The sequence below is a fragment of the Pantoea vagans genome, assembly GCF_001506165.1.
GTDB lineage: Bacteria > Pseudomonadota > Gammaproteobacteria > Enterobacterales > Enterobacteriaceae > Pantoea > Pantoea vagans_C.
Map to the genome: position 1 here is coordinate 2,155,171 of NZ_CP011427.1, position 13,095 is coordinate 2,168,265.

General features: G+C 53.7%; 11 protein-coding genes and 1 pseudogene. 8 read left to right on the forward strand and 4 right to left on the reverse strand.

All coding sequences use genetic code 11. From position 1 onward, the window contains the following. Positions 1 to 504: 504 nt before the first annotated feature. Positions 505 to 1,281, reverse strand: a complete 777-nt coding sequence (locus LK04_RS10000; RefSeq protein WP_156138053.1) for a DUF2971 domain-containing protein — start codon at positions 1,279 to 1,281, stop codon at positions 505 to 507. Positions 1,282 to 1,415: 134 nt separating this feature from the next. On the opposite strand from LK04_RS10000, the gene LK04_RS10005 reads away from it, so the two are divergent. From LK04_RS10005 to add, 8 genes and pseudogenes are all read left to right on the forward strand, one after another. Beyond that, a complete protein-coding gene (locus LK04_RS10005; RefSeq protein WP_039330992.1) occupies positions 1,416 to 2,300 on the forward strand; it encodes a phage N-6-adenine-methyltransferase in 885 nt (294 codons plus the stop codon). Beyond that, positions 2,297 to 4,156, forward strand: coding sequence for a DNA cytosine methyltransferase (locus LK04_RS10010; RefSeq protein ID WP_039330993.1), 1,860 nt, complete (start codon positions 2,297 to 2,299; stop codon positions 4,154 to 4,156). Before LK04_RS10005 ends, LK04_RS10010 begins: the two co-directional genes overlap by 4 nt. Further along, positions 4,153 to 4,386, forward strand: coding sequence for a hypothetical protein (locus tag LK04_RS10015; protein WP_231568855.1), 234 nt, complete (start codon positions 4,153 to 4,155; stop codon positions 4,384 to 4,386). Before LK04_RS10010 ends, LK04_RS10015 begins: the two co-directional genes overlap by 4 nt. A gap of 165 nt (positions 4,387 to 4,551) precedes the next feature. Then, the gene (locus LK04_RS10020; RefSeq protein ID WP_039330994.1) at positions 4,552 to 4,800 is read left to right on the forward strand and encodes an excisionase family protein; all 249 of its coding nucleotides are present in this window, start codon (positions 4,552 to 4,554) and stop codon (positions 4,798 to 4,800) included. A gap of 32 nt (positions 4,801 to 4,832) precedes the next feature. Continuing rightward, the gene (locus tag LK04_RS10025; RefSeq protein ID WP_039330995.1) at positions 4,833 to 6,110 is read left to right on the forward strand and encodes a site-specific integrase; all 1,278 of its coding nucleotides are present in this window, start codon (positions 4,833 to 4,835) and stop codon (positions 6,108 to 6,110) included. Between the two features lie 35 nt (positions 6,111 to 6,145). Continuing rightward, positions 6,146 to 7,561: pseudogene (gene malX / locus LK04_RS10030) on the forward strand (maltose/glucose-specific PTS transporter subunit IIBC); the annotation flags it as partial. Between the two features lie 5 nt (positions 7,562 to 7,566). Next, positions 7,567 to 8,736, forward strand: a complete 1,170-nt coding sequence (locus tag LK04_RS10035) for a MalY/PatB family protein (RefSeq protein WP_197063322.1) — start codon at positions 7,567 to 7,569, stop codon at positions 8,734 to 8,736. A gap of 118 nt (positions 8,737 to 8,854) precedes the next feature. Further along, the gene (add, locus tag LK04_RS10040) at positions 8,855 to 9,853 is read left to right on the forward strand and encodes an adenosine deaminase (protein WP_039331030.1); all 999 of its coding nucleotides are present in this window, start codon (positions 8,855 to 8,857) and stop codon (positions 9,851 to 9,853) included. 143 nt (positions 9,854 to 9,996) lie between these two features. On the opposite strand, the gene LK04_RS10045 is transcribed toward add, so the two are convergent. From LK04_RS10045 to araH, 3 genes are all read right to left on the reverse strand, one after another. After that, positions 9,997 to 11,037, reverse strand: coding sequence for an oxidoreductase (locus tag LK04_RS10045; RefSeq protein ID WP_039330997.1), 1,041 nt, complete (start codon positions 11,035 to 11,037; stop codon positions 9,997 to 9,999). 77 nt (positions 11,038 to 11,114) lie between these two features. Next, positions 11,115 to 12,032, reverse strand: a complete 918-nt coding sequence (gene araC, locus LK04_RS10050; RefSeq protein WP_039330998.1) for an arabinose operon transcriptional regulator AraC — start codon at positions 12,030 to 12,032, stop codon at positions 11,115 to 11,117. A 61-nt stretch (positions 12,033 to 12,093) separates the two neighbouring features. Next, positions 12,094 to 13,080: an L-arabinose ABC transporter permease AraH gene (araH, locus tag LK04_RS10055; protein ID WP_039330999.1), complete on the reverse strand. Its 987-nt coding sequence runs from the start codon at positions 13,078 to 13,080 to the stop codon at positions 12,094 to 12,096. Positions 13,081 to 13,095 lie beyond the last annotated feature (15 nt).

Here is a 13,095-nt window from a genome sequence, read left to right on the forward strand (position 1 = left end):
CCTTCGTGGTTAAATGGCAGTGATTAACGCCAGCGCATCGATTAGGTTGAAGAAATGATTCCCGGTAAGTTTGGCCTACCAAGGCAGATGAGCCCTGAAGCGAAAGAGGCGGACCTGATTATGCGGCTGCCGAACGCCGTAGCCTCGATTAAGATGACGGCGGGCATGCCAGATTCTTGAAAATGTTGAGCCTGATGCGTTCCTGCCCCCCCGATCAATCCTCGCTAGGCACCCGTACTTTTCCTGCAGCACTACAATGATCTCAGAGAAGTAGCCATGGCTTAACACCGCTCTCGCGGCGTATCAATCAAATCGAACGCGATTAAGTGGATGCACCGCCGCAAATTAGCGGTCGAATACCCTACGTCAACAGTTACGTATGCTTTATATATAAGTCCAATTATTTAAACTTTTAATTAGAATAAATCATAGGAAAATTATATAATTAAAAATCCCTTAATCCCCAAATTGAAAGCGCAGTTTAAAAACTGCGCTTTGATTACCTCACTGATTATTGATACTTATAATATGAGAGTGTACATCCACCCTCTCCAAGCCCCATGAGTCATCTTTTAACCTGCAAAAGTAGACTTTTGCATCAGGGAAATACTTTTTGGTTTTATTAATGACTAGTTCAACATATTCCTTGTGGTATGAGTTTCTCATTCCAAAATATATTTCCTTCACTGCGGCCCGCTCAATACTTTCTATAAAGCTCTTCTTAGTTCTACCAGTATTTCTTATTACTCTAACCTCTTCCTCATAAGACCATTCTTGGGCTTTCATGAGGAATACCCTTTGCATGGTTTCTAAATTTTCATACTCAAACCTATGAGCTCCACCTTCAAAAAATTGATAGTTATCACTTTTTAAATAATGGTGAAATGGTCTCGTTTTAGTGTAAATAACACTACCAAACTTTGCTGGCAAAACATTTTTCGACTCATCGTTTAACCCAGCTTCATTCACATCTATACCTATAACCATCCCAGCATGCGCGTGATTATTTATGTCAAGGCTTATAAAATTTCTATTCGAAAACTTATGCCCATAAGCATAATGCGACCACATTAAAGAATTCAGTGGATTTCTGGAGAGGGATAATGCCCCATAACATTGAGATAAAGTCATCAAATTCCAGTCGTGATTTTTTGAACCATCATATTTAAGCGCTGCAGCTTCAAAAGGATCATTCAGTTCATCAATCCTAGTGAACCTTACCGAAGGACTCCTTAATAAAAATCTTGAAAGATTAAGCCTGTGATATTTATAAAGAATCAAAACGCCCCCTTTAGTTTAACTTTAAATCCTGATTGCCAATCATAGTTGCTTTAGAGGCATAAAAATGATGCCCCATTCAAAAATCCCATAAATTAAGTTGAAAATCGATTAGTTAAATTTAGGAGTATTAGGAAATGACTAAAAAACAGCGTTCAGTCTATGTGAATGCTCTTGAGACTTTAAGAACTGCATCGGTGCACCAACTAAAGCAGGTTGGCGACCAGTGGCGCACCCCTGATCCAATCTGGTGGGGCATTAATTCGCTGTACGGCCCTTTCGTGCTCGACCTGTTTGCCGATCGCGAGAACAACAAATGCGAGGCGTATTACTCCGCCGAAGATAATGCGCTAACGCAGGACTGGTCAGCCCGGCTGGCGGAACTGAATGGCGCAGCGTATGCGAACCCGCCTTACAGTCGAGCCAGTGAGCACGATGGGCATTACATCACCGGCATGCGCCACATCATCGCCCACACCATGGCAATGCGTGAGCTTGGCGGGCGATATGTCTATTTCATCAAAGCGGCAACCGCCGAGACGTGGTGGCCGGAAGAAGCGGATCACGTTGCCTTTGTGCGCGGGCGCATCAGTTTCGACTTGCCAGAATGGTACCGGCCAGAGGAAGGCCAGCCAGCAGAATCATCAGCCGGGTTCGGCGCAGCGATCGCTGTGTTCGATAAGAACTGGCGCGGGCCGAAAATGGACTATGTCAGCCGGGAAGAGCTGGAGATGCGCGGCGCAGCAATGATGTCGATGATTGAACGCGCAGCAGGCAAGATGGCGCGACAGATTCAGCTGCAAAATATTCCTGAAATTATTCCTGAAACAGGTAACCGTGTCTGGCCCGCAGAAGTCACGTTGATTGCGAAGCAGATCCCCGCGCTTCATTCAATTGAAGATGGACACCATCAGAAGGTGATGCAGCACATAAACCGCATGTTGCTTGAACGCCACCCGTCAGCAGAAATCATCACCGCAGCTCAGTCGCTAACCGCATCGTTTGGAGAACAAGTCCTATGAGGGAAATCATCGTCGATAACTTCGCCGGCGGCGGCGGAGCCAGTACCGGTATTGAAATGGCTACCGGCCGCAGCGTGGACATTGCCATCAACCACGACGAAAACGCGATCGCCATGCACACCACCAACCATCCGGACACGCTGCACTACTGCGAATCGGTGTTTAATATTGACCCGGTCGCGGCGACTTCTGGCGCGCCGGTTGGACTGGCCTGGTTCTCCCCCGACTGCCGCCACTTCAGCAAAGCGAAGGGCAGCAAGCCTGTTAAAAAAGAGATTCGCGGCCTGGCTTGGATTGTCATCCGCTGGGCACTGGCTAAGCGTCCGCGCGTTGTGATGCTTGAGAACGTGGAAGAGTTTAAAACGTGGGGCCCGCTGCTGGACAGTGAAGACCGTCCGGATCCGGCGCGAGCGGGAGAAACCTTCGCGGCATTCGTTGGCATGTTGAGCACCGGCATTCCGGCGGATCATCCGGCGCTGGATGAGGTGTGCGACTTCCTACAGATCGGCCGTCACAGTGGAGACGCCCGCCGCCTTGTCGCCGGATTGCGCTATACGGTCGAATACCGGGAGCTGCGCGCCTGTGACTATGGCGCGCCAACTATCCGCAAACGCTTCTTCATGGTGATGCGCTGCGACGGTCAGCCAGTGACGTGGCCACAGCCATCGCATGGTGATCCAAAAAGCCTGGCTGTGCAGTCAGGACATTTGAAGCCATGGAGAACCGCGGCTGAATGCATCGACTGGTCAATTCCCTGCCCCAGCATTTTTGGACGCAGTAAGCCGCTGGCCGAAAATACGATGAAGCGCATCGCTCGCGGCATTCAGCGCTTCGTAACCGACAACCCAACGCCTTTCATCGTGAAGTGCAATCACACCACCAGCAAAGGCGGTTATGACTGTTTCCGGGGCCAGTCACTGGATGACCCACTTCAGACGATTACCCGCAAGCATGGGTATGCCGTGGTCGCGCCGATTTTTGCTGGTACCGGCGGATCAACATTTCAAATGAAGCCGCGCCCGGTTGATAAGCCTTTTTTTACGCTGCTGACTCAGAACCGCACCAACATTGTCTGCTCTATGCTTGCGCCGGTCATCTCCCGCCAGTTCGGTAACAGTGTTGGTCACCCGGTTGATGAACCAGCGGGAACGGTCACAGCTGGCGGCGGCGGGCATAGCGCGTTAGTCGTGCCAACAATGATTCAGATGGGATATGGTGAGCGCCCCGGACAAGCGCCGCGCGTTCTCGATATAGACAAGCCAGTTGGAACCGTTACCGCCGGGGGCAATAAGTTTGCCCTCGCGACCGCTTTCCTCGCCAAACACTTCGGTGGCAACTATACCGGCCCCGGCGCCGCGTTGGATGGGCCAGCGCATACGGTGACCACCACCGATCATCATGCGCTGGTTACGTCGAACCTGATTAAGTTTCGCGGTACCAACACCGGCCAACCTACCGACACGCCGCTGCACACCATCACCGCCAGCGGCACCCACCTGGGCGAGGTGCGCGCTTTCCTGATGAAGTATTACGGGAACGAGAAAGGCGGCGTTGGCCTGAATGAACCGCTTGGCACCGTCACCACCAATGACCGGTTCGGCCTGATCACGGTTGATGGCACCGATTATCAGATAGTCGATATCGGCATGCGCATGCTGCAGCCTCACGAACTCTACGCGGCGCAAGGCTTCCCTTCCTGGTACGTCATTGATCAGGACTTTCGCGGCAAGAAATACGCCAAAGACAAACAGGTTGCCCGCTGCGGCAACGCGGTACCGCCGCCGTTCGCTGAAGCCCTGGTGCGCGCCAATCTTCCAGAGATGTGCTCACCGCTAGCAAGAGAGAAAATTGCATGATGTCGACACAAACTGAAAACGCGCTCCGGGCGGTAGCGCGCAAGTGCCGGTCAGATATATTGGCCGCGCTTAAAGATAAGCCGCGATCAGAACGCGACGGCATCATTACCGCCATTCTCGATCGCCACGCCAAAACTATTGATTGCCTGCCGCCAAATACGTTCAGGCCTAAAACCTGGCTGATCCACTATGTGCGGCGAATTGATAAAGAAATGCGGACGGCAAAATGACTGCCACATGCGATGAAGTCGACACGGGCTGGGTTATCACAAACCTGGCCCTTTTTATTGCCCTGCTGCTGGCGTGGCTTTGGCCGCCTAAACAATAAATTTTGAAATGCAGCCACATTCCACCCGCTACCCATTTGTAGCGATATACCAAAATCCGGAGAGCCAATGGAAAACCTTATTCAACTGACACCCAATAAATGGGTGTCCGAGTCCGTTCTCACCACAGTAACCGGCATGACCAAACACATGATCCAGCACGCCCGCCGCTCTACCTGGATGGAAGGCCGTGAGTATAAGCATGTCTCACCAGACCTCGCGCCGAAAGAAAACAGCACCATCATGTACTGCCTGCCAGAAATAAATCACTGGATTGAGAAGCAGCGCCCAGCGATCCGCAGAAAGATTTCTGCTTAAATGTCGGCTCCATCAACAACCGAGGAAAGCGAATGGCTAGCTATCCAACCGGCGTAGAGAACCACGGAGGGTCTCTGCGTATCTGGTTCATATACCAAGGCAAGCGAGTAAGGGAGAGTCTTGGAGTGCCTGATACACCCAAGAACAGGAAGATGGCAGGAGAGCTGCGCACATCGGTGTGCTATGCAATCAAGACCGGGAACTTTGACTACAGCAAGCAGTTTCCGGATTCAGCTAATGTCGAAAAGTTTGGAGGGAAAAGGCAGCCGGTGACACTGTCACAGCTGGCTCAAAAGTGGATGTCGCTGAAAGAGCTCGAGTTGACGAAAACGGCACGCATCCACTACCTCTCATACATCAGGTCAGTATTTGAGGTGCTGGGTGAGCAAAGATATGCGAACAGCATTACGCAGGAAGATATGCTTCAGGCAAGAAAGATGCTTTTGAACGGATATCAAAGGCCAAGAGGAAGAGACCACCGACCACTGGAAGGAAGAAAGGCAACAACAGTGAATGGATACATCGCCTGCATAAGGGGTATGTTCTCGTTTGCAGTGCGGAATGGTTACATGGATCAAAACCCACTTGATGGGGTGTCGCCGCTCAAGAAAGAGAGGCCAAATCCTGATCCGCTCACGCGTGAAGAGTATGATCGCGTGTTAGATATGTGCCCTTCTGACCAGATGCAGAACATGATCATCTTTGCCGTGAATACCGGTATGCGCCACGGTGAGATTTACGCTTTGGCCTGGGAAGATATCGACACAGTCAACTGGACGGCAAAGATAGTGCGCGGCGAGTCCCTCGCCAATCACTTCACGCCACCCAAGACAGAATCAGGGATCAGGACGGTTCAGCTATCAGCGCCAGCGATTGAAGCTCTAAAGCGACAAATGCCGCTCACCAGAATGGGTAAGCAGCACGAAATCAAGGTTCACCTTAGGCAGAATGGCGAAAAGCGCATTGACCTGTGCACATTCATTTTTTCTCCGCACCTGACCGCGATGAATGGGAGGTCTGAGGATTACTATACTAACGGTTCTCTTGGGTCAGCATGGCGAACAATTTTGCGACGGGCAGGAGTCCGACACCGCAAAGCCTACGAAACGCGCCACACGTTTGCATGCTGGGCATTAGGTGCCGGAGTTAACCCGAACTTTGTTGCTAACCAGATGGGCCACTCTTCTGCACAGATGATTTATACCGTTTATGGAAAATGGATGACAGAAAACAACCTTGATCAGATGGCGGTGTTGAACGCTGAATTTTCAAGAAATGCCCCACCGATGCCCCACTGTAAAACAGCCTGAACGTAAAATACTGTTTTTAAAGTCACTTTCCCCCTCAATCGTTATTCATCTGGATGGCCAAGCTGGGCTCATTTGCCTTCAGCTACTTGCCGGTCATGTTCGCGATTGCTATCCCGCTGGGCATGGCGCGAGAGAATAAAGGCGTGGCCGCCTTCGCCGGTTTTGTCGGTTATGCCGTGCTCAACCTCAGCGTCAACTTCTGGCTGAACATCAATGGCATTTTGCCTACCACTGATGCGGCCGTGCTGAAAGCCAATAACGTACAGAACATTCTCGGCATTCAGTCGATCGACACCGGTATTCTCGGCGCGGTGATTGTGGGTGTGGTGGTGTTTTGGCTGCATGAGCGCTTCCACAACATCCGTCTGCCAGACGCACTGGCCTTCTTTGGCGGCACGCGTTTTGTACCGATTGTGACCACGGTGGTGATGGGCCTGCTGGGCCTGGTGGTGCCATTGATCTGGCCATTCTTTGCCCGTGCGATAACCGGTTTAGGTTGGGTCATTAACAGCGCAGGTGAATTTGGTCCGATGATCTTCGGTACCGGCGAACGTTTACTGCTGCCCTTCGGTCTGCAACATATTCTGGTGGCAATCATCCGTTTCACTGATGCCGGCGGCACCCTGGACGTGTGCGGCAAAAGTGTCAGCGGCGCGTTGACCATATTCCAGGCACAGTTAGCCTGCCCAGAGACCCATGGCTTTGCCGAGAGTGCCACGCGCTTCCTGTCGCAAGGCAAGATGCCAGCCTTCCTCGGTGGATTGCCGGGTGCGGCGCTGGCGATTTATCACTGCGCCCGTCCTGAGAATCGTCATAAAATTAAAGGATTGCTGATCTCTGGCGTGGTGGCCTGCGTGGTCGGTGGCACTACCGAACCGATTGAATTCCTGTTCCTGTTTGTCGCGCCCGTGTTGTACTTAATCCATGCGCTGCTGACTGGTTTAGGTTTTACCGTGATGGCAATCCTCGGCGTGACTATTGGTAATACCGACGGCAACGTCATCGACTTCTTCGTATTCGGCGTGCTGCACGGCCTCTCCACGAAGTGGTATTGGGTGCCGGTGATCGCTGCCGTGTGGTTTGTCGGTTATTACGCGATTTTCCGTTTCGCCATCACTCGCTTCAATATCAAAACCCCTGGCCGAGAAGCAGAAACCAGCAGTGTTGAACAACAGGTGAGTCGTGCTGGCGTGGGGAAATCCGGTTACAACACACCGGCTATTCTGGCGGCACTGGGTGGCATTGAAAACATCACTTCGCTGGATAACTGCCTGACCCGCCTGCGCTTGTCCATCGCGGACATGAGCAAAGTGGATGATGCCGCGTTGAAAGCCAATGGTGCGATTGGCGTGGTCCATCTCAATCAAACCAGTTTGCAAGTGGTGATTGGCCCGCAAGTCCAGTCGGTGAAAGATGAGATGGCACACCTGATGAGCACCTCGGTGGCATGATGGATATGTTTGATTTTAATCGTGTGGTAGATCGCCACGGCAGTTGGTGTACGCAGTGGGATTTTGTTGCTGACCGCTTCGGCGTGGCGAATCTGCTGCCTTTCACCATCTCAGATATGGATTTCGCGACCGCGCCCTGCATTCTTGATGCCCTGCAACAGCGTGTGGCACACGGTGTGTTTGGCTACAGCCGCTGGCAGCATGATGATTTCCTCGCTGCCCTGCAGCACTGGATGCAGCGCCGCTTTAGCACAACCGTCGCCGCCGAGTCACTGGTCTACGGCCCGTCGGTGATCTACATGGTGGCGCAGATGCTGCGCCACTGGACCCAGCCCGGTGACGAAGTGCTGATCCATACGCCAGCTTACGATGCGTTCTACAACACCATCAACGGCAACCAACGCCGCGTGCTGGAACTGCCTCTACAGCGTCAGGGCAACAGCTGGCTCTGTGATATGGCTCAGTTGGAGACATTGCTGGCGCGGCCGCAATGCAAAGTGATGCTGCTGTGCAGCCCACACAATCCTACTGGCAAAGTATGGCAGAAGGCGGAATTGCAGCAGATGTCCTCGCTGTGCGAACGTTACGGTGTGAAGGTGATCAGCGACGAGATCCATATGGATATGGTTCTTGGCTCGGAGCGCCATACGCCGTGGAGCGAGGTGGCGCAGTCCGGATGGGCGTTGTTCACCTCTGCATCTAAGAGCTTCAATATTCCGGCGCTGACCGGGGCCTGGGGCATCATCCCAGATGCCACCGATCGCCAGGCGTGGTTCCACGCGCTCAAACAGCAGGATGGTTTGTCGTCTCCGGCGGTGATGGCCGTCGCTGCTACCATCGCAGCCTATCGTGAGGGTGCGCCCTGGCTCGATGCTCTGCGGGACTACCTGAAGCAGAATATGCAGCATATTGCCCTGCGGCTGAATGGCGCATTTCCGGATCTCGACTGGCAGCCGCCTGCGGCAACCTATCTGGCATGGATTGACCTTAATCCCCTCGGTATTGATGAGCAGGCCCTGCAACAGCAGTTAATCCATCACTACAAGGTGGCGATCATGCCGGGTTCTACTTACGGCGAAGCCAGCCGAGGGTATTTGCGTCTTAATGCTGGCTGCCCGCGCAGCAAGCTGGATGAGGGTCTGGATCGTTTGCTGGCGGCTTTACACACCGGTTAATAGCCTGTGGATGCTGATTATTTCAGCATCCCTTTCTCGCTTTGCGCAAATCACTGGCGCTGTTGCGCAAGATGTTTTTATAATGCTCTGCACTTTATGTAACTTTAGCGAGTGCGACATGATTGACCTGAAACTCCCCCTGACTGACATCCACCGCCATCTTGATGGCAACATCCGCGCACAAACTATTCTTGATTTAGGCCGCCAGTTTAATCTTGCTCTGCCTGCTCATACCCTCGACGAACTGCGTCCGCACGTGCAAGTCACCGCCAACGAACCGGATTTGGTCAGCTTCCTGCAAAAACTGGATTGGGGCGTAAAAGTTTTGGGCGATCTCGATGCCTGTCGCCGCATTGCGCTGGAAAACGTCGAAGATGCCGCCCGTGCAGGTATTCACTATGCAGAACTGCGCTTCTCGCCGGGTTATATGGCCATGACCCACAATCTGCCGATTGCCGGTGTGGTTGAAGCCGTCATTGATGGCGTGCGTGCAGGCGCAAAACAGTATGGTGTGGATGTCAATCTGATCGGCATCATGAGCCGCACCTTCGGTGATGAAGCCTGTCTGCGTGAACTGGAAGGTTTACTGGCACACCGTGATGGCATCACGGCGGTGGATCTGGCAGGCGACGAGTTAGGTTTCCCGGGCAGTGAGTTCCTCAGTCACTTCAATCGCGCCCGTGACGCCGGTTTCCGTATTACCGTGCACGCCGGTGAAGCCGCAGGCCCGGAAAGCATCTGGCAGGCCATTCGTGAGCTGGGTGCCGAACGTATCGGCCACGGTGTGAAAGCGATTGAAGATCGTGCGCTGATGGATTTCCTCCCCGAGCAGCGCATTGGCGTGGAGTCATGCCTCACGTCAAACATTCAGACCAGCACCGTTGCCTCGCTGGCCACCCATCCGCTGAAGGCCTTCCTGCAGCATGGCATTCTCGCCACCATCAATACGGATGATCCTGCAGTTCAGGGTGTGGAACTGGCACATGAGTATCAGGTTGCCGCACCGCAGGCAGGGTTAACCGTCGCAGAGATGCGTCAGGTACAGGAAAATGGCGTGACCATTGCCTTCCTGAGTGATGCAGAGAAAGCGGCGCTGCGAGCGCGCGTCGCGGGATAAATAATAAGGTGCGCAAAAATGCGCACCTTACAATATTGGGCCACCCTAAAAGGTGATTATCCCAATCTGCGCATCATAAATTGTACGGTCACCATTTATGGTGACCGTTTCAATCAACGCACAGCCTGTATCAGGTTATCCTGTTACTTCAGCGACATCGTCTGGCGCTTCTCGGCAGACTGCAGACCCAGTTCGATCAGCTCCATCACCTGAATTGCCTCTTCAGCCTCGACCGGGTTTGCTCCGGTGCCGGCAATCGCATCACGAATGCCTGCATAGTAGGCTGGATAGTTGCCCGGCAGCGTTAACAGCTCTTTTTCCACCATCACATCGCCTTCCGCCAGTGTCAGTGTGCCGTTGCGCATGTCGTAGCCCCAGTCCTCACGCGGTGGACGTTCGCCCGCTTTCAGACGATCTTCCTGCGGGTCCAGGCCATATTTCACGTAGCTCCCACGCGTGCCGTGCACCACGAAACGCGCTGACTCAGCCGCCACCAACATGCTGGCGTGCAGCACCACGCGGCGGGTAGGATAGGTCAGTACCGCATGGAAGTAGTCGGTGGTTTGTGCGCCTGGGCGCAGCTCGGCCATATCCACATTGATCGCCACCGGTGGACCAAACAGCTGCAGCGCCTGGTCCAGCACATGCGGCCCCAGATCAAACCAGATACCGCTGCCCGGCCCTTTCATCTCACGCCAGCGCTGACGCACTTCAGGACGGAAACGGTCAAAATGGGATTCCAGATAACGCACGTCGCCCAGCGTACCGTCCGCCAGTAAGGTTTTCAGCGTCAGGAAATCGCTGTCCCAACGACGGTTGTGGAATACCGACAGCAGCAGCCCTTTGGCTTTGGCTAACGCGTCCAGTTCACGCGCTTGTGACAACGTCACGGTAAACGGTTTATCGACAACCACATGCTTACCGGCATTGAGCGCTGCTTTTGCCAGCGGGAAGTGGGTATCGTTCGGGGTAGGAATTACAATCAGTTGCAGTGTCGGGTCATCCAGCAACGCTTGCGGATCCGCCACCACCTGCACCGATGGCCAGTCAGCGTGCACTTTGCTGGCATCGCTGCTGGAGATCGCGGCCAGTTCAACACCCGGCGTTCCGGCGATCAAAGGTGCATGGAAGGTTTTACTGGCAAAGCCGTAGCCCATCAGGCCGACACGTAATTTATCGCTCATTCTCATTCCTCTTGTTCGTTACCAGACTGATTTAAGACGAATCAGTCAGTAAGAACAAGGTGGAATCACCTGAAAACTCAGGAGATCGCACTCCGTGCCGATTGCCAGCTCTCCTGAGCCACTAAAGCATCGTGTGCATCCTGGCTACGCCGACGGAAATCACTGGGGCTGACACCCACCCGTTTGCGGAACACGCGAGAGAAATAGAGTTGGTCGTCATAACCCACTTCACGACCGACCGAGGCAATCGGTTCCTGGGTAGTTTGCAGCAGCAACTTGGCGCGGATAACGCGCTGATCCTCGCGCCAGCGCAGCAAGTTGATGCCCATTTGCTCACGGAACAGATGCGCCAGCCGCGAAGGCGATAAACAGACATGCCGTGCCACTTCCTCAATTTTGACTTCACTCGCCAGATGATTGGTGACGTACTGGCAGGCCTCAATCACGCGCGGATCGCGGATTTGCTGATGGCTCCGTGGGTCCTCTTCCACGGCACGCAGCAGCAACCGTTCGAGCAGATTCATTGCCAGTTCTTCCGCAAAGCGACGCCCCGAATTGTGCGTTTGCTCGATACTGGCAAACAGGCGATCGAATTCAGCACGCTGCGCCTCAGACAGGCGCAAACGCCCTACGCCCTGGCTCTCATCCTGCCACTGCAGCCAGTCGGTCCAGTAAGCGCGTGGGCGGAAATAGACCCAGCGATGGAACCAACAAGGGCTGTCCGGGGAACGGCCATAGTAGTGTGGCGTTTTTGGCTGGAACAGCAGCAGGTCACCCGGCTCACAATCAAAAGCCGATTCACCATCAAATACCCGCCCCTGACCTTTGATGGTCAGATTCAGGATGTAGCCCTTCATACCCAGAGGGCGGTCAATAAAGAAATCCAACTGATCGTTGGCATTAATTGGCGTCAGCCCCGCCACCAGCCAGGCGTTGAACGGGTAGCCCGGTAATAAGGGGTTCTGCTGCTCATTTGGCGGTTCACGATGGTACATAGTGCCCTCACTGAAACGTAATTTGCGGGCGGCCTGGAGGCCGCCGCTACAGAATCCAGCATTAGATCGCTTTATTTTTCTGTTTGTAGCGGTCAAAAATCACCGCCGCTAACAGTATCAAACCGCGCACCACATACTGTGAGAACGGCGAGATATTCAATAAATTCATCGCATTCTCAACCGTGCCTAAAATCAGTACCCCGGCCACCACATAGGAAATTTTGCCGATGCCGCCTTTCAGTGATACTCCGCCGAGCACACACGCAGAGATCACAATCAACTCATAGCCCAGCGATGTCATCGGCTGGCCGCTGGTCATACGTGATGCCAGAATAATACCCGCGGCTGCCGACACCAGACCTGACAAAATGAAGATGATGATGCGCGTGCGCACCACCGGCACCCCTGCCAGTCTCGCCGCCTCCTCATTGCCGCCGATCGCCAGCGTATTGCGGCCAAAGGTGGTTTTGTTGAGCAGGAATCCGAAGACAATCATGGTCGCAATAGTGAGCCAAATGGGGGCCGGCACACCCAACCAGTTGGCGTAGCCGAGGGTGAAGAAACGTTCATCTTCAATACCCACCGCTTTACCATCCGAGAAGATGTACGCCAGGCCGCGCACAATCTGCATGGTCGCCAGGGTGGTGATCAACGCATTGATCTTCAGCCGGGCAATCACAAAACCGTTGATAAACCCGGTGGCCATGCCCAGCAGCAAACCCGCTGCCACACCGATCCACAGGCTTTCCGTCATGTTGATCACGACAGCGGTGACCACGCCAGCGCAGGCGATCACGGAGGCGACAGACAAGTCGAAATCGCCGGAAGCGAGGCAGAACAGCATCCCGCACGCCACCATGCCCGACATCGACATTGCCAGCCCCAGCCCTTTCATGTTGATCAGTGAACCAAAATTCGGCACAAAGATGGCGCAGACGATAAACAGCAGCGCGAATACCACCAGCATGCCGAAGTTGTCCCAAATCCGCCCCAGTTGCAGGCCATGGCGCTGCGCGGGTGGCGTGTTGGAAGTGGTAGATGAAGCCATTATTGCTCTCCTTTA

What these genes read in the sequence shown, in the direction of transcription:
- LK04_RS10005 (WP_039330992.1), top strand. Translation starts at nt 1,416, where the DNA reads ATGACTAAAAAACAGCGTTCAGTCTATGTGAATGCTCTTGAGACTTTA.
- LK04_RS10010 (WP_039330993.1), top strand. Translation starts at nt 2,297, where the DNA reads ATGAGGGAAATCATCGTCGATAACTTCGCCGGCGGCGGCGGAGCCAGT.
- LK04_RS10015 (WP_231568855.1), top strand. Translation starts at nt 4,153, where the DNA reads ATGATGTCGACACAAACTGAAAACGCGCTCCGGGCGGTAGCGCGCAAG.
- LK04_RS10020 (WP_039330994.1), top strand. Translation starts at nt 4,552, where the DNA reads ATGGAAAACCTTATTCAACTGACACCCAATAAATGGGTGTCCGAGTCC.
- LK04_RS10025 (WP_039330995.1), top strand. Translation starts at nt 4,833, where the DNA reads ATGGCTAGCTATCCAACCGGCGTAGAGAACCACGGAGGGTCTCTGCGT.
- LK04_RS10035 (WP_197063322.1), top strand. Translation starts at nt 7,567, where the DNA reads ATGTTTGATTTTAATCGTGTGGTAGATCGCCACGGCAGTTGGTGTACG.
- add (WP_039331030.1), top strand. Translation starts at nt 8,855, where the DNA reads ATGATTGACCTGAAACTCCCCCTGACTGACATCCACCGCCATCTTGAT.
- LK04_RS10045 (WP_039330997.1), bottom strand. Translation starts at nt 11,037, where the DNA reads ATGAGCGATAAATTACGTGTCGGCCTGATGGGCTACGGCTTTGCCAGT.
- araC (WP_039330998.1), bottom strand. Translation starts at nt 12,032, where the DNA reads ATGTACCATCGTGAACCGCCAAATGAGCAGCAGAACCCCTTATTACCG.
- araH (WP_039330999.1), bottom strand. Translation starts at nt 13,080, where the DNA reads ATGGCTTCATCTACCACTTCCAACACGCCACCCGCGCAGCGCCATGGC.